Raw genomic sequence first — 16,423 nt, forward strand, 5'->3', positions numbered from 1 at the left:
AGGATTCAGCATTTCCAATTACCTTTGCAGCCGTGAGGAAAAAAAACGTTGTTTTAGAAAATGTACCTGTTACTGCCTATGCGGCAGAGGGTAAAGCCCTGGCCCGTCAAGACGGGAAAGTTATATTTATTGAAGGCGGTGTGGTGCCTGGTGACGTAGTGGATGTTCGTCTTAGTAAAAACAAAAAAGACTGGGCAGAAGGGAAAGTGGTCCACTTTCACAGTTATTCTGACAAGAGGGTGACTCCTTTTTGCCAGCATTTTGGTACTTGTGGTGGTTGTAAGTGGCAGATGCTGCCTTACGCTCAGCAACTGGAGTACAAACAGCAGCAGGTGGCAGACCATCTGCAGCGTATTGGGAAGCTGACATTACCACCAATGGAGCCTATCCTGGGTGGTGTGCATACGGAGCATTACCGTAACAAACTGGAGTTTACCTTCAGTAACAAGGCTTACCTTACCAATGAGGAAATAAAGGCGAATGATGGAGAAATACCTGTAAGACCCGCACTGGGCTTCCATGTACCCAAATTGTTTGACAAAGTCCTGAATATAGATACCTGCTATCTCATGCAGGAGCCGGTAAACCTGATCCGTAATACCATCCGTGAATATGCTGTTGCACATGAACTACCGTTTTACGATATCCGTGCCCAGCAAGGCTGGCTGCGTAACCTGGTCATCCGTCTTTGTACCACCGGGGAGATTATGGTGAACCTGGTCATCCGTCATGAAGACAAGCCTAACCGGATTGCTTTACTGGATCATTTGCTGAAAACAGTTCCGGCCATTACTACGGTGCTGTATACCATTAACGCCAAGGGGAATGATACCATTTTTGATCTGGAGCCGAAGATATATTTTGGGAAAGGGTATGCAGAAGAGAAGTTGGAAGATTTTGTTTTTAAGATAGGTCCTAAATCTTTCTTCCAGACCAATACCTACCAGGGGGAAGTATTGTACAAGGTAACACGGGATTTTGCCGGGTTAACAGGGTCTGAAATAGTATACGATTTATATTGCGGCACAGGCAGTATCGGCATCTTTGTATCGCGCAACGCCCGTAAGGTAGTGGGTATTGAGTTGATCAAAGAAGCAATAGATGATGCGAAGGAAAATGCTGCAAGAAATAATGTAAACAATGCCGAGTTTTTTGCAGGCGATGTAGTGGATATTTGTGATGATGCATTTTTTGCACATCATGGACAACCGGATGTAATTATTACGGATCCGCCACGGGCAGGCATGCACGAAAAGCTGGTGAACAAGCTGCTTGAAATTGCAGCGCCTAAAATTGTATATGTTAGCTGCAATCCGGCTACACAAGCCAGGGATCTGGCATTGCTGGATGCACTCTATACAGTGGAAAAGGTACAGCCAGTAGATATGTTTCCACACACACATCACATTGAAAATGTGGTGATGTTGAAAAAAAGAGCTAATAACTAAGCAACAATGAACGAGTACAGGCCCGGAAAATTTCAGCTCCTACCGATGGTGATCAAAAATCTGATGATCATTAATGGTTTGGTTTGGTTAGTGCAGATTACGCTGCTGAACAGATTTGATTATGATTTGAGTCGCTTATTTGCCCTGCATTACTGGGGCTCAGAACTTTTCAGACCACATCAGTTCATCACACATTTGTTCCTGCATGATCCGAAGAACATTACGCATGTGCTCTTCAACATGTTTACGCTGTGGATGTTTGGCGCTACCCTGGAAAACTTATGGGGTCCGAAGCGTTTTCTCATTTTTTACATGGTATGTGGAATTGGTGCGGCACTTTGCCATATGGGTGTACTTACTTATGAGAACGTAAACCTCACCAGGTATGCAACGAATTTCCTGAACGATCCCTCCTACAGCAATTTTGCATTGCTGGATGGCAAGTATGATCTGGGTAACGGCACCAATAGCATGGAAAGTCTGAAAAACGCGCTGGCTAATCATGATCCCCGTGCCATAGACATTGCCAGGCTATACGTCCGGGACTACGTGCATATGTACCGCAGTGGTGCTACGCTCGGAGCCTCCGGTGCCGTGTATGGCATCCTGTTCGCATTCGGCTATCTGTTTCCGAATACTTACATGTACATCTACTTCATGTTCCCTGTAAAGGCGAAATATATCGTTGGATTTATGATTGTGGCTGAGTTATGGTCCGGCATTCAAAATTCTGCCGGTGATAATGTGGCCCACTTTGCGCATTTGGGTGGCGCACTCTTTGCGTACTTATTGCTGCGAGGGTGGACGAAGAGGCGAACAGATTTTTATTAATACAACTGTATTAATGACGTATTTTTGTATTGAAAAATATATGTACCATGCATGCGTTGGAAAAGGAGAAATTACCCCGCCTCTCTTTAGGAGAAGGAAGAAATATGGTGACACAATTGTTGGTCGTTAATCTTACCATTTTTATTTTCCTGCTCTTCACTCTTGTTATTTACAAGATGGAAGATGTTGGGGAACCACGGTTTCACCAGGACATCATGACCTGGCTGAGGCTTCCCGCAGATCCGGCAAAATTATTAATGCGTCCGTGGACGCTGGTCACCTCTCTATTTACACATATCAGTGTCTGGCAGGTATTTACCAATATGGTGTGGCTGTGGTGCTTTGGCACCTTTATGCAGCACCTGGCCGGCTATCAGCGGATTTTACCCTTATATCTTTTCGGAGGTATCTGTGGTAATCTCTTTTATGTAGCTGCCATGCAGTTTATACCGTCTTTTCATGTACTCAACGGTACTGAATACTGGCTGGGCGCAGCGGGCAGCATCATGGCGATAGCTGTTGGTGTTACTGCCATTGCTCCACGTTACCGCATTTTCCCGTTGCTGGCAGGTGGTGTTTCCCTTTGGGTCATCACCCTGTTGTTTATCGTACTTTCTGTAGGGTCACTGCTGGCCTCTTCTACCTACGGTTATACTTACATTCCGGTACTGGCGGGTGGCGCATTTGCCGGCTGGATCTATATGACTCAATGGAAAAAAGGCAACGACTGGGGATCGGGCTTCAACAGACTTACGTTTAAACTGACACATGTTTTCCATCCGGCTTCTCAGCAGATTAACCCGGATGATTTTAAAAAAAAGAATAGTCCATCAGATATCGATCAACAGCCTTTCAGACGCATTGGCAAAGTACCGGAGCAACGATTGAATGAAATTCTTGATAAGATAAATGAAAACGGCCTGTCTTCCCTCTCTCCGGACGAAAGAGATACTTTACTCAGGGCAAGCCGAACAGAATAAAAGCATTACAAATTAAAAATTAAGAGTTACGATAAATGGGGACACATTAGCGGAGTTTATTCGCCGATGTGTCCCCATTAATTTGTAATTTGATTCCAGCAATTCGCAATTGCTTGTAACCCTATGCTACATAAAATTTTTCTCCGGATTTTACTTTGGGGCAGTACGATGCTCGCTGTAGGCCTTCTGCTGAGTACATATCTATCTCACCTCAATCCAGGTAAATACTGGATCACCGGATTTTCTGGCTTCTTCTTTCCCCTCCTGTTTCCCATTTGTCTTCTTTTAATTCCTGTTTTGTGGTGGTATAAGCGCAAAGAACAGCTGCTGTTGTGCAGTATTGCAGTACTATGCTGTATCCCCGCAGCCCTGGTCACCTGGGGTGTTCATATCTTTTCTAAAAATAATATTGTCAAACAGCCCAACAGCCGGGAGTTTACGCTCATGACCTATAATACCAGCAGCATGGGCCTAATGGCGTATAAAACAGATAAGGACAAAGAAGCGGCTATTTATAAGGTGGTTAGTAAAAACAGCCCGGACATTTTGTGTATGCAGGAATTTTACAGTAATGACAAGCCGGATAAAGAACATCATATTGATAGTTTAATGCAGAGAGGCCAATACTCCTATCATTTTTTCACCTGTGACAAAACACAATGGGACACCTGGTTTTATGGCATTGCCCTGTTTTCGCGCTATCCGATCGCAGCTGCTGCTGTTATTCCCTGTGGAGAGAGCAAAGTGGGTAGTGGCAGCTCCTTTTTGCAGGCGGATCTTGTACTACAGGGAGATACGATCAGGATATTTTCAGTGCACCTGACTTCGTATATGTTTAAGGGTGAGGATTATGATAACATGAAGGCGCCCGGAGGCGGTGGCCTGGTTTATAAAATGCGGTCCACTTTTCAGAAAAGGTCCGCACAGGCACTACAGCTGGCAGCATTGGTAGCTGAAAGTCCCTATCCTGCGATAGTTTGTGGCGACTTCAATGATACCCCGGTATCATTTACCTATAAAACGGTGAGCAGGAATTTGCAGGATGTTTTCCTGGAAACCGGCAGTGGCTGGGGGCGTACCCTCTCCTTTTTGTCGCCTTCCCTACGGATAGATTATGTGCTGACGCAGCCATCCTTCCGTATTCACGGTAGCCAGGTTTTCCCTACCCATCCTTCAGACCATTTCCCGGTTATGGCCTGTCTGTCGTTGAAAAAACACTAACTTTAGTACTTCAACAAAGTATGACGCGGTGCGATTTTTAAGACTATTTACGAAAGGATTTTTTTTGATCATCAACTTCGCCGTGGTATTACTTTTCCTGGCAGCCTGTATGGCGCCATATATTTCACCGGCGTGGTTTTGGCCCATTAGCTTTATTACACTGGCGTTCCCGTTTTTACTGGGGGTGTTGATAATATTCCTCATCGGATGGTTATTTTTTAATTATCGCTATGCCCTATTATCACTGATCGCCCTGTTACTGGGATGGAAATCTATCAGCGCTTTTGTGGCCTTTCATATGCCTTCCGGTAATAAGGCCGTGAAGAGTGATAGCACGCTCACAATTATGAGCTACAATGTGAGCCAGTTTGGCTTATACCGGGAAAAGGACAGTAAATACAACCGGCAGGCAATGTTTGCCATGATTAAAAAGCAGGAGCTGGACATTGTCTGCTTCCAGGATTTTTATACCTCTGAAAAAAAGAATGATTTCAACAACCGTGAGGATATTTCCAGGGAGATGACATTGCCCTATCGTTACTTTTCCAGCGATTTTAACCGCGATGGCATGCAACACTGGGGGTCAATTATTTATTCTCGTTTCCCTATTATTGCTTCCGACAAAGTAAAGATGAGCGTGGGCCCCAGGAGCGAAAGCCTTATCTATGCAGATATTCAGAAAGGGAATGATACAATCAGGATCATTAATATGCACCTGGAATCATACCGGTTTGATAAAAAAGATTATTCGGCTATTCAGAAAATCAAAAACCAGGAAGATACCGGGTTGAAAGCCACCAAAAGCATCATACAAAAAATGAGGGAGGCGTATATCCGCCGCAGTCAGCAGGCCGATATTGTAGGTGATTTTATCCGGCAAAGCCCCTACCCCGTTATTGTATGTGGTGATTTCAACGATACCCCGGCCTCTTATACCTACTTCACCATTAAAGGAGGTTTGCAGGATGCTTTTCTGCAAAAAGGTTTGGGAATAGGACGTACTTTTACAGGGCTGGCGCCGACATTACGCATTGATTATGTTTTTGTGAGCAATCATTTTAAGGTAAACAGCTTCCGGAAAATCATTTCTGACCTGTCTGATCATTATCCTGTAATTGCCAATCTGAGTTTAATGGGCAGCGGAAAAACGGAAGTAGAAGTAAATAAATAACTGTAACCATTATGAAAATGTATAATATTTGTAGGGCAGACCGATGTTGTTCCGGTAGTTTTATCGTACCCGGAAAACAATTTTTATCTTTGCCATCCATCAATAAAAAATAAGATGTCAGGACCCGGTGCAACCGGATGACATCTGTCATTTACAGCATATGTCAGAACTCAGGATATACAATTCATTACATCGACAGAAAGAAGTATTTACACCATTACACCCCGGCCACGTAGGCATGTATGTGTGCGGACCCACCGTATCCGGCGAATCACACCTGGGACACGCCCGCCCTTATATTACATTTGATGTAGTATTCCGCTATTTAAGGCACCTGGGCTACAAAGTGCGTTATGTACGTAATATCACCGATGCCGGCCACTTTGAAGAAGAAGGCCGCGCAGCAGAAGATAAGATTTCAAAGTTTGCCGTACTGGAAAAGCTGGAACCTATGGAGCTGGTGCAGAAGTACACTAACCTGTACCACTGGGCCATGCTGCAATTCGGCTGCCTGGAACCGAGTATAGAACCTACGGCTACCGGTCATATTATTGAACAGATAGAAATGATCAAAACGATCATTGAAAAGGGATATGCCTATGAAGTAGACGGCAGCGTGTACTTTGATGTGAAAAAATATGCCGCCAACTACGACTACGGCATTCTGAGTGGTCGTATCCTGGAAGATATGCTCGAAACCACCAGGGAGCTGGAAGGCCAGGATGATAAACACAACAAAGCAGATTTTGCCCTCTGGAAAAAGGCGCCACCAGAACATTTGATGCGCTGGCCAAGTCCATGGGGTGAAGGATTTCCCGGCTGGCATATTGAATGCTCTGCCATGAGTGCCAAATACCTGGGCGGCCAATTCGATATCCATGGTGGTGGTATGGACCTTCAGTTTCCTCATCACGAATGTGAAATTGCACAAAGTGAAGTAGTACATGGAGAGATGATGGCCCGTTACTGGATGCACAATAATATGATCACCATTAACGGCCGCAAAATGGGTAAGGCTTACAACAATACCATTAAGCTCACGGAAATGTTCACCGGCAGCAATCCTCAACTGGATAAAGCTTATAGCCCGATGACCATCCGCTTTTTTGTGTTGCAAACGCATTACCGCGGTACCCTGGACTTCTCTAATGAAGCCCTGCAGGCCGCAGAAAAAGGATTACAACGTTTGTGGGCTGCTTATGAAACATTGCAGAAGTTAACTTATACCAGCAGCAATGGTCAGGGTATTAATGAGGAACTGGACAAACAGGTACGTACCTGGTGCCAGGAATGCCCTGAATTCATGAACGATGATTTCAATACAGCTAAAATACTGGCTAATCTGTTTGAACTTACACCAGTGATCAATTCCCTGAAAGGCGGGCAGATAAACATGCACGAGATCAGTGAAGATACTTTCGTCCTGTTACAGCAAACATGGAAAACCTACCTGGTAGACATTCTGGGTATTCAACAGGAAACTATTACCGGAGAAGACAACAAGCTGGATGGGGTATTACAGATGCTGATTGAAATGCGTAAGGAAGCTAAGAGCCGTAAGGACTATGCCGCTTCCGACAAAATCCGTAATGAATTATTATCTATCGGCGTTCAGCTGAAAGATGAAAAAGACGGGTCTGTTTCTTACAGTCTTCAATAACTAAATATTTCCGAAGATAATGCGTAAAGCTCTTATTACGCTGACTGCGCTGGCCTTGCTGGCCGGCGCCTGTCAGCAGAATGGCCAGACAACAGAAAACACCAACGACAGTACAGGCGCCAGTAAAGTAGCCAAACTGGATGTACCTGTGCCCGTTTTCCAGGCAGATTCAGCGTATGCTTACACTGCCAAACAGGTGAGTTTTGGACCCAGAATACCCAATACGCCGGCACAGGAAAAATGCGCCAACTGGTTGATCGGCAGCTTGCGGCCGTGGGCAGATACCGTATACGTACAACGTACTACTGTAACCGGCCCTAAGAATGAAAAATTGCCCTGTATCAATATCATCGCCAGCTTTAACCCGGCAGCCAAACAGCGTGTACTGCTGCTGGCACACTGGGATACCCGCCCATGGGCAGATGAAGATGCTTTTGATAAAACAAAGAAGCTGGATGGGGCAGATGATGGGGCCAGCGGCGTAGCTGTACTCATGGAAGTAGCCCGGCAGTTTCATCTCCAGAAGCCGGAAGCAGGTGTAGATATTTTACTGGTAGATGTGGAAGATTATGGTTCCAAAAGTGATGAGAACTCTTTTTGTCTGGGTACCCAGTACTGGGCTAAGAACCCGCATGTACCGGGTTATAAAGCCAGTTACGGTATCCTGCTGGATATGGTAGGCGGCCGTGGTACACAGTTTTACATGGAAGGATCTTCCAAACAATATGCTGCTGCTCAGATGAAGCTGTTCTGGGATGTAGCCAACAAACTGGGCTACTCCGATAAGTTCCGTTATGAAAACAACGGTGCTTATATTACAGATGATCATATAGCGGTGAATACTATCGCCAATATTCCTACATTCGACATCATTGCATTGCAGGCCAATAACGACTTTGCTCCGCACTGGCATACACAGAACGATAATATGGATGTGATAGACAAAAAAACGCTGCAGTCAGTGGGTCAGACCCTGCTGCAGGTGATCTATACGCAGCCATTCAATTACTAATCAGGTAACTGGTATTCCGGGGTGAAGGATGATGTGATGTATTAACTAAAAAACAGTTTATGCCCAGATCAGCAGGCACTCCGGAAGCTAAGCCGGTGCACTATCAGATACATCTCAGCAAGGATAAGAAGCTGCAGAAAATTATAGGTGGCCCCCTAACGGAGCTGACCATACGAAAAAACATCTGCCTGAAACTGATCGGCTCTATTATGAGTCAGCAGCTATCCACCAGGGTAGCAGATGTTATTTACTCCCGTTTCCTGGATCTTTACGGACGTAAGGAGCCTACCGCACAGCAAATACTGGATACCCCCGCTGTAACGCTCCGGGGCATTGGTTTATCCAACGCCAAGGTGACCTATGTACATAATGTAGCCGCTTTTGTGATTGCTGAAAAGCTGACCGACAGCAAACTGAAAAAGATGGGAGATGAAGAAGTCATCAGCTATCTCACACAAATCAAGGGTGTAGGCCGATGGACCGTAGAAATGCTACTGATGTTTTACCTGTGCCGCAACGATATATTTGCCATAGATGACTGGGGGCTGCAGCAGGCCATGATCAAGCTGTACAAGCTGAACCGGGAAGATAAGAAAGCCTTCAGGGATCAGCTACGGAAAATATCTGATAAATGGTCGCCTTACCGTACACATGCCTGCCGTTATTTGTGGTCCTGGAAAGATAATACACCAGATAAATAACACCACATATACACTGCGTAGCATCTGCCTAAATTTGTAGTATGAATGTGCAGGGAAGTTTCTTCGATGATCAGGATGCAGCTACCAGGATTTCATTACTGAATGGAGAGCTGGTCTATTATCCACAGTTTTTTACTACTGAGGAGAGCGATAATTTCATGCAAAAATTAACCGATACCATTGCCTGGAAACAGGAGTCTATGACGATGTATGGCAAGCGGGTCCAATTTCCCCGTTTAATGGCCTGGCACGGCGATTCCCCCACTTCTTACCGGTTTTCCGGCAATACCTTCTCCCCGGAAAACTGGACGCCTTCATTGTTGCAGATACGCGACCGTATTACGCCGGTTAGCGGCCATGCCTTTAATAGTGTATTGCTGAATCTTTACCGTAACGGAAACGACTCTATGGGCTGGCATGCAGACGATGAGCCCGAGCTGGGCCGCCAGCCGGTAATCGCCTCCGTCAACTTTGGTGCCACCAGACGATTCCTGTTGCGATACAAAAGTGACCATCAGCGGAAATATGAGTTACCGCTACAACACGGATCCCTGCTCATTATGAAAGGTATGTTGCAGGAATATTGGGAACACCAGGTCCCTAAAACAGCTAAAGTATCTACCGGAAGAATTAACCTCACCTTCCGATTTATCCACCCCTAAAAACCGAATGTATCTTATGAAAAACCATGTTCTATTAATTGGAAATGACATTAACAACATTTCCCGCGGCCAAAGCTGGAAAGACCTGCTGCAGGATATTATCACCTTCTGTCATGCAGGCGACTGCATAGAGCTGGATGATAAAAAACCTTTCCCTTTGCTGTATGAAGAAATATTTTTAACCGCCAGTAAAAACCACAAAATCCGTGAGAAAGACCTCAAATCATTTATCGCTATCAAAGCCGCAGAGATAAAAAGTAATCCCATACACAGCGCCATCAGGGCACTAAAGCCGGCACATATCCTTACCACGAACTATGAATTTACGCTGGAAGGCAGCACCCCGCTGGAAAACACGAGTCTTATCAACGAAAAGTTTTACAGCATTTTCAGAAAATATAAAGTCGGGGATACCAATTACTGGCATATTCATGGCGACTGTTTGAATCCGATGAGCATCAATCTTGGCTTTGAGCACTATGGCGGACAGTTACAGATGATGCGCAATTATGTGGTCAGCGGCACCGTGTACACTTCCAAAGAAGTCCCTAAAAAGTCCCTATTACGGCGTATACATTTCAAAGAAGTATACTTCCACTCGTGGATTGATCTCTTCTTTACGGACGATATCCACATCTTCGGGTTGTCACTCGACTTTGTAGAAACGGATCTGTGGTGGCTCCTGACTTACAGGGCCCGGCAGAAATTCCACCATAAAAATGTGCCGGTGCACAACAAAATATTTTATTACATCCCGGAAGAATATGTAGCCGCGTCCAAATGCAAGCTCGATTTGTTAACAGCAAATGATGTTACCATTATTGCGCTGCCAGGAAAAGATAAGCTGGCTTATTACGAATCCATTATAAATGGCATTGGCAAAATAAATAAAACTGCCTACCATGGCTGCGACAGCGAATAGCATGGCCTTCAAAGTGAGTCTGGCAGCGTTTTTGAAAAATATAGGAAGTTGTAACAAAAGATAAAACCTGATCGTTCCTTTTGTTGTTATTTATTAAAATCTATATTTTATGTTATTTGAATTAGCAATCACCCTCGCGACCACTTTCATGGCCCCCGCCCAAAACAAGCAACAGCCTGCCAAAACGCAGGTGATCTATGTTAAAGAATCCAAGGAACCCTGTACGGGAGTGGCGCCTATGGAGTGTTTGCAAATAAAAGGCGTTAATGATGCTGACTGGTCCAATTTATACACCAATATCAATGGCTTTAAATATACACCTGGCTATCGCTATAAACTGAAAGTAAGGATCACCCAGATCAAGAATCCACCGGCAGACGGCTCTTCTATTAAATACACTTTAACGAAAGTATTGGAGAAAAAAAGAATCAGCAATAGCAGTCAGTCCGCCGCCATTACCGGCAAAAAATGGATATTGGTGAAAATGGATGATACCGATATCTCCGATGGTAAAACCTGGATAGAGCTGGATGCCGGCAAAAAGCGTATGCATGGTAATGGTGGCTGCAACGGCATGATGGGAAGCTATACTATTGCCGGCAACAACATTACCTTCAGTAAAGTAGCCAGCACACTCATGGCTTGCGCCGATAATAATGTAATGCAACGTGAAGGCTCTTTTAGCCAGCATCTGGGCGATCAGACCTTTAAATACGAAGTGGTAGGAACGACCGTTAACCTGATCCAAAATGGCAAAACAGTCCTGCAATTCTCGCTGCAGAATAAAGATGCCAACACCGGCAACACTACCGGCATTACCGGCAAAAAATGGACGCTGACACAAATGAATGAAGGTACTATCAGCAACTCCGGTGTATGGATTGAATTAGATGCTGCTAAAAAACGCTTCCACGGAAAAGGTGGTTGCAACAGCATTTCCGGAGGATACACCACTACCGGCAACAAAATTACTTTTACACAAGCCATCAGTACGCGCATGGCTTGCCCTGATGCCGATGTAATGCACCGGGAAGCAGAATTCCTGCAGCAATTAGGTGGACATACTTTCACCTATACTGTAACAGGTGAAACGGTAAACCTATATGAAAATGATAAACTCACCCTGCAATTCACCATGGAAGCAAAAGAAAGCAGCTCTCCTGATGCCAGGCAGTGGGCTTTCATTGGCAGCAAAAAATGGAATGTGATTCAACTGAATGGCAATACGCTATCTAACTCCGGCATCTGGGTGGAATTTGATACTGATAAAAAGCGTTTCCATGGCAAAGGAGGTTGTAACAATATCTCCGGCGGTTACAGCGCTACCAAAGATCAGATTAAATTTACCCAGGGTATCAGCACCCGCATGGCCTGCCCTGATGCAGATGTGATGCGCCGCGAAGCAGAATTTCTTAAACTGATCAGTGCAAATACTTATCGGTATGACGTAGCAGACCAAACACTGAACCTGTATAAAGACGGGAAGATTATAGTAATGTTTGGTATGTAGGATAAATAAATTCAGCTACACTATACCATAAAAAAGCTATCGCAGATAAAGATCAACGGGGCGAAAATATACCTCTTACTGATCCTATCTGCGATAGCTTTTTTGATAAATAAGTCTGTCATTTCCCGCGCCGGGCTTTGTGCTGCTTAGTTTATAAGCGCCTCTTCCCTACGTTGAAATCACTACATAATCGCCCAGCTTCTCTCCTGTGCAGGTACTCTCAACGTTGCAGATATATCGTAGGACTATCTCCGGAAAATGCTTTGAATTCACGGGTTAAATGTGCATGATCATAAAAGCCATTATCGAGGGCCAGCGATAATAAAAGAGTAGGTGCATTTGTTTTCAGTTGTTCCTTTATTTCTATAAAACGAACAATCCGGGAAAATTTTTTAGGAGACACGCCGGTTATCTGCAAAAAGCATCGTTCAAAATTGCGGGTACTCATAAATGCCTGCGCAGCAAGGGTTGCAACGGGCACTCCGCCTTGCGACTGCCGGATCAGTGATATGCTTTGTTGTATTTTATCTGCCTGTATATTGCGTACCGGTAAACGTTGCAACAGAAATTTTTCCAGAGAATGTATTTTTCCTGAGAGAGAATTTTCTTTTGCCAGTAAAGGTTCCAGTATAGTATGCCAGCCGGCAGCTATTTCTTTTAATGATAGATGCCCATCTGTAATTAGCTGCAACGGTAGTCCCGTAAAGGCATTCAGGCCACCGGGATGAAAACGTATTCCCAGCATGCGTGTATTTGCCGACATCTCTGCATCCTGAAAAGCGGTCATTGTACCTACCACAAAAGCGGTATTAGGCGCTATCAAATCTCCATTATCAATGGGAATGATGTCCTCACTGATATTGAATATAATATCCGCACAGGTATCCGGCAGAATGCGCTGCTGGCTGAACTGCGTAACAGCGCTTACCCAGTAGGCATCTACATAATCAGCCAATAAATGATGAGGTCGGATCTCCTTATACATACAGCAAGTGTAGGAAAAAAATACGACTTAAAACATAATGGGTAGATGATCTTAAAAGACCTCTACCCATTACATTTAACTCACACTCTTTTAAAAGCTGGAAGCTACCAGCTTAGGATGATATGCAAACAGCATAGCGTTGGAAATATTTTCTCCTACAGTTACTACTACGGGTACCGTAGCAACTTTTTGCACAGGAACCTGTACCAACAGGTAGTCTGCATCCGCACGCAATACCTGCGCAGGGACCGTTCCAAAGATCACTTTATTTTGATTTTTGTCTTCACTAAAACCATGGCCTTTAATAATGAGGAAATTACCTGCATTTCCTGTTACTACTTCAGTGGTGTTTTCTTTTTGATTAGGGGAACAAGCCGTCATGGCTGTTATCAACAGCACAATGGCTGCCACAAACATTCTAAGTTTCATCTTATTTCTTTCTTTTTTGGGGGGTCACAAACCCTGTTACAAATAATTCACCGGGGTTAACACCATTGCAATTGCAACTCTTATCAGCAACAGTATATATTCGGTATTCAAACGGACGCAAATTTACAACCTATATTTCAATAAAAGACAAGTATCCTAACTTATTTTTAAAATAAGTAGTAATACGTATACGGGTATATGAAGAAATGATTTTACTTTTTCAGCACCTGTGCTTTGTTATACTCATAGTTCATGCGGGCGATGTGCAGCACTGAAATTTGTTGCGGACATTCTGCTTCACAGGCTTCCGTATTACTGCAGTGACCAAAACCTTCTTTGTCCATCTGATCTACCATATTTCTTACTCTTGTTTGCGCCTCTATTTGACCCTGCGGCAACAGCACCAGGTGCGATATTTTCGCGCTGGTAAATAAGGCCGCACTCGAATTTTTGCATACTGCCACACAGGCGCCGCAACCAATACAGGCGGCCGCATCAAACGCCTCTTCGGCGATCGGAGAACCAATCGGAATACCATTGGCTTCCGGCGCCTGTCCTGTGTTTACCGAAATAAAACCACCTGATTGTATGACGCGGTCAAAAGAAGAACGATCTACTTTCAGATCACATTTCACCGGAAATGCACTAGCACGAAAAGGCTCTATTACAATCTCCTCGTTATCCTTAAACGTGCGCATATGCAACTGACAGGTAGTTGTATTCAGTAACGGTCCATGTGCACGGCCATTAATCATTACACCACACTGCCCGCAAATACCTTCCCGGCAATCATGGTCAAATTCTACCGGGCGCGTACCTTCCTGCAACAACTGCTCGTTGAGCGTATCCAGCATCTCCAGGAATGACATATGCGGATTAATATCTTCCAATGTATAACTCACCATTTTTCCAGGATCTTCCTGATTTTCCTGCCGCCATATTTTTAATCGTATACGCATAACCGTTAGTTTACGTTATTTGTAGCTTCTTACCGTAGGTGTTACAAACTCGAAATGCAAAGGTTCTTTGTGAAGCTGCGGTGGTTTACCGTCACCCTCCCACTCCCAGGCAGATATAAAAGAGAAATCAGCATCGTTACGCATGGCCTCACCTTCCGGTGTTTGATATTCTACGCGGAAATGTGCCCCGCAGGACTCTTCCCTCGTAAGCGCATCATAACACATCAGCTCTCCCAATTCCAGGTAGTCTGCTACCCTGCCTGCTTTTTCCAGCTCTGTATTAATCGCATAGCCACCAGGTACGTATAAACGCTGCCAGAAATCTTCCCGTAACGCCGCAATCTCTTTGATAGCGGCCTCCAATCCCTCTTTGGATCGGGTTAAACCACATTTATCATACAGTATCCTGCCCAATGTTTTATGGAAATAATCTGCGCTGAGATTGCCCTGTATGCCCATTAGCATTTTTAATTGCAACTGCACATGCTCCTCCGCTGCTGCAAAAGCGCCATGTCGTATATCAATAGGTCCTGTTTTAATTTCATCTGCCAGGTAATTAGCCATAGTATAAGGTGCAATAAAATACCCGTCAATACTTGCCTGCAGGAGAGAATTGGCCCCTAAGCGATTAGCACCATGGTCAGCGAAATTGGCTTCTCCCAAAGCAAACAACCCCGGGATAGTGGTCATCAGTTCATAGTCTACCCACAATCCGCCCATTGAAAAATGTGCCGCCGGAGAAATACGCATCGGCTCTTTATAAGCGTCTACGCCAGTAATTTTTTCGTACATGCGAAACAGATTGCCATACTTTGTCCGGATCTTATCTTCTCCCTGATCTTTAATTGCTTTGGAAAAATCAAGGTATACCGCGTTCTTTAGTGCCCCGATACCATAACCGGCATCTATCCGCTCTTTGGCTGCCCGGGACGCAATATCACGGGGAGACAAATTACCAAAGGCAGGATATTTTCTTTCGAGATAGTAGTCCCTTTCTTCTTCGGGTATCTGGTTGGGCTCCCGCTCCTCTCCTTTGTTTTTCGGCACCCAGATGCGGCCATCATTCCGTAATGATTCAGACATCAGCGTGAGCTTAGACTGGTATTCGCCGGATTGCGGTAAACTGGTGGGATGAATCTGTGTCCAGCTTGGGTTGGCCATATAGGCTCCCCTTTTATGCGCACGCCAGATCGCAGAGCCGTTGCAGCCCATAGCCAGCGTAGACAAATAGTATATTTTACCGAAACCACCCGTTGCCAAAACGACTGCATGCGCACCATGACGCTCCAGTTTACCGGTATCCATGTTGCGCACAATCACCCCTTTTGCCTTACCATCTATTACCACGAGATCCAGCATTTCATGGCGGGCAAACAGCTGCAAAGTGCCGGCGCCTACCTGTCGCATAAGCGCCTGGTAGGCCCCTAACAACAATTGTTGCCCCGTTTGTCCCCGTGCATAAAAAGTTCGGGATACCTGCACCCCTCCAAAAGAACGGTTATTCAGATAGCCTCCGTACTCGCGCCCGAAAGGCACGCCCTGCGCCACCGCCTGATCAATCAGGTTGGCACTGCACTCTGCCAGCCGGTATACATTGCTCTCACGGGCCCGAAAATCACCACCTTTAATGGTGTCATAAAACATGCGGTATACACTGTCACCATCATTTTTATAATTCTTACAGGCATTCACACCTCCCTGCGCGGCCACAGAATGCGCACGCCGGGGCGTATCCTGGAAGCAAAAACTTTTCACACTATATCCCATCTCCCCCAGCGAAGCAGCGATAGAACTGCCTGCCAACCCTGTTCCTATCACTATTACTTCCAGCTTCTTCCTGTTGGCCGGATTCACCAGCTTTGCATGTGCTTTGTAATGACTCCACTTTTCTTCCAGTGGTCCGTCCGGTATTCTTGCGTCCAGCATAACCAG

15 protein-coding genes are annotated in these 16,423 nt (G+C 45.1%); 11 read left to right on the forward strand and 4 right to left on the reverse strand.

The window, feature by feature from the left end; all coding sequences use genetic code 11:
* The first annotated feature begins 32 nt into the window (after nucleotides 1-32).
* From rlmD to AB4Z08_RS33910, 11 genes are all read left to right on the forward strand, one after another.
* Nucleotides 33-1,448: a 23S rRNA (uracil(1939)-C(5))-methyltransferase RlmD gene (gene rlmD / locus AB4Z08_RS33860; protein ID WP_441578216.1), complete on the forward strand. Its 1,416-nt coding sequence runs from the start codon at nucleotides 33-35 to the stop codon at nucleotides 1,446-1,448.
* Between the two features lie 6 nt (nucleotides 1,449-1,454).
* Entirely contained in the window at nucleotides 1,455-2,279 is an 825-nt protein-coding gene (locus AB4Z08_RS33865; protein WP_441578217.1) for a rhomboid family intramembrane serine protease, read from the forward strand.
* A 47-nt stretch (nucleotides 2,280-2,326) separates the two neighbouring features.
* Nucleotides 2,327-3,259: a rhomboid family intramembrane serine protease gene (locus AB4Z08_RS33870; RefSeq protein ID WP_441578218.1), complete on the forward strand. Its 933-nt coding sequence runs from the start codon at nucleotides 2,327-2,329 to the stop codon at nucleotides 3,257-3,259.
* Nucleotides 3,260-3,382: 123 nt separating this feature from the next.
* The gene (locus AB4Z08_RS33875; protein ID WP_441578219.1) at nucleotides 3,383-4,480 is read left to right on the forward strand and encodes an endonuclease/exonuclease/phosphatase family protein; all 1,098 of its coding nucleotides are present in this window, start codon (nucleotides 3,383-3,385) and stop codon (nucleotides 4,478-4,480) included.
* Between the two features lie 64 nt (nucleotides 4,481-4,544).
* Nucleotides 4,545-5,651, forward strand: a complete 1,107-nt coding sequence (locus AB4Z08_RS33880; protein WP_441578220.1) for an endonuclease/exonuclease/phosphatase family protein — start codon at nucleotides 4,545-4,547, stop codon at nucleotides 5,649-5,651.
* 160 nt (nucleotides 5,652-5,811) lie between these two features.
* A complete protein-coding gene (gene cysS / locus AB4Z08_RS33885) occupies nucleotides 5,812-7,311 on the forward strand; it encodes a cysteine--tRNA ligase (protein ID WP_441578221.1) in 1,500 nt (499 codons plus the stop codon).
* Between the two features lie 19 nt (nucleotides 7,312-7,330).
* On the forward strand, nucleotides 7,331-8,323 hold the full coding sequence (locus tag AB4Z08_RS33890; protein WP_441578222.1) for a M28 family peptidase: 993 nt from the start codon (nucleotides 7,331-7,333) through the stop codon (nucleotides 8,321-8,323).
* A gap of 59 nt (nucleotides 8,324-8,382) precedes the next feature.
* Entirely contained in the window at nucleotides 8,383-9,024 is a 642-nt protein-coding gene (locus AB4Z08_RS33895; protein ID WP_441578223.1) for a DNA-3-methyladenine glycosylase family protein, read from the forward strand.
* A gap of 41 nt (nucleotides 9,025-9,065) precedes the next feature.
* The gene (locus tag AB4Z08_RS33900) at nucleotides 9,066-9,686 is read left to right on the forward strand and encodes an alpha-ketoglutarate-dependent dioxygenase AlkB family protein (RefSeq protein ID WP_441578224.1); all 621 of its coding nucleotides are present in this window, start codon (nucleotides 9,066-9,068) and stop codon (nucleotides 9,684-9,686) included.
* Nucleotides 9,687-9,702: 16 nt separating this feature from the next.
* Complete coding sequence (locus AB4Z08_RS33905) at nucleotides 9,703-10,608, forward strand: hypothetical protein (RefSeq protein WP_441578225.1); 906 nt, start codon at nucleotides 9,703-9,705, stop codon at nucleotides 10,606-10,608.
* Between the two features lie 109 nt (nucleotides 10,609-10,717).
* Nucleotides 10,718-12,118: an META domain-containing protein gene (locus AB4Z08_RS33910; protein WP_441578226.1), complete on the forward strand. Its 1,401-nt coding sequence runs from the start codon at nucleotides 10,718-10,720 to the stop codon at nucleotides 12,116-12,118.
* 220 nt (nucleotides 12,119-12,338) lie between these two features.
* Here AB4Z08_RS33910 and AB4Z08_RS33915 read toward each other — a convergent pair whose 3' ends face one another.
* The 4 genes from AB4Z08_RS33915 to AB4Z08_RS33930 form a co-directional block, all read right to left on the reverse strand.
* Entirely contained in the window at nucleotides 12,339-13,103 is a 765-nt protein-coding gene (locus AB4Z08_RS33915; protein WP_441578227.1) for an AraC family transcriptional regulator, read from the reverse strand.
* Nucleotides 13,104-13,193: 90 nt separating this feature from the next.
* On the reverse strand, nucleotides 13,194-13,532 hold the full coding sequence (locus tag AB4Z08_RS33920) for an IPT/TIG domain-containing protein (protein WP_441578228.1): 339 nt from the start codon (nucleotides 13,530-13,532) through the stop codon (nucleotides 13,194-13,196).
* Nucleotides 13,533-13,744: 212 nt separating this feature from the next.
* Complete coding sequence (locus tag AB4Z08_RS33925) at nucleotides 13,745-14,491, reverse strand: succinate dehydrogenase/fumarate reductase iron-sulfur subunit (RefSeq protein ID WP_441578229.1); 747 nt, start codon at nucleotides 14,489-14,491, stop codon at nucleotides 13,745-13,747.
* Nucleotides 14,492-14,506: 15 nt separating this feature from the next.
* Nucleotides 14,507-16,417: a fumarate reductase/succinate dehydrogenase flavoprotein subunit gene (locus tag AB4Z08_RS33930; RefSeq protein ID WP_441578230.1), complete on the reverse strand. Its 1,911-nt coding sequence runs from the start codon at nucleotides 16,415-16,417 to the stop codon at nucleotides 14,507-14,509.
* Nucleotides 16,418-16,423 lie beyond the last annotated feature (6 nt).

Origin of the sequence: Chitinophaga sp. RAB17, from assembly GCF_052114225.1 — a bacterium.
In the GTDB taxonomy this organism is placed as follows: domain Bacteria; phylum Bacteroidota; class Bacteroidia; order Chitinophagales; family Chitinophagaceae; genus Chitinophaga.

Excerpts from the sequence above, each read along its gene's own strand:
- AB4Z08_RS33910 (WP_441578226.1), top strand. The coding sequence starts at position 10,718 with ATGTTATTTGAATTAGCAATCACCCTCGCGACCACTTTCATGGCCCCC.
- AB4Z08_RS33865 (WP_441578217.1), top strand. The coding sequence starts at position 1,455 with ATGAACGAGTACAGGCCCGGAAAATTTCAGCTCCTACCGATGGTGATC.
- AB4Z08_RS33930 (WP_441578230.1), bottom strand. The coding sequence starts at position 16,417 with ATGCTGGACGCAAGAATACCGGACGGACCACTGGAAGAAAAGTGGAGT.
- AB4Z08_RS33895 (WP_441578223.1), top strand. The coding sequence starts at position 8,383 with ATGCCCAGATCAGCAGGCACTCCGGAAGCTAAGCCGGTGCACTATCAG.
- AB4Z08_RS33925 (WP_441578229.1), bottom strand. The coding sequence starts at position 14,491 with ATGCGTATACGATTAAAAATATGGCGGCAGGAAAATCAGGAAGATCCT.
- AB4Z08_RS33920 (WP_441578228.1), bottom strand. The coding sequence starts at position 13,532 with ATGAAACTTAGAATGTTTGTGGCAGCCATTGTGCTGTTGATAACAGCC.
- AB4Z08_RS33870 (WP_441578218.1), top strand. The coding sequence starts at position 2,327 with ATGCATGCGTTGGAAAAGGAGAAATTACCCCGCCTCTCTTTAGGAGAA.
- AB4Z08_RS33915 (WP_441578227.1), bottom strand. The coding sequence starts at position 13,103 with ATGTATAAGGAGATCCGACCTCATCATTTATTGGCTGATTATGTAGAT.
- AB4Z08_RS33905 (WP_441578225.1), top strand. The coding sequence starts at position 9,703 with ATGAAAAACCATGTTCTATTAATTGGAAATGACATTAACAACATTTCC.
- cysS (WP_441578221.1), top strand. The coding sequence starts at position 5,812 with ATGTCAGAACTCAGGATATACAATTCATTACATCGACAGAAAGAAGTA.
- AB4Z08_RS33890 (WP_441578222.1), top strand. The coding sequence starts at position 7,331 with ATGCGTAAAGCTCTTATTACGCTGACTGCGCTGGCCTTGCTGGCCGGC.
- AB4Z08_RS33875 (WP_441578219.1), top strand. The coding sequence starts at position 3,383 with ATGCTACATAAAATTTTTCTCCGGATTTTACTTTGGGGCAGTACGATG.
- AB4Z08_RS33900 (WP_441578224.1), top strand. The coding sequence starts at position 9,066 with ATGAATGTGCAGGGAAGTTTCTTCGATGATCAGGATGCAGCTACCAGG.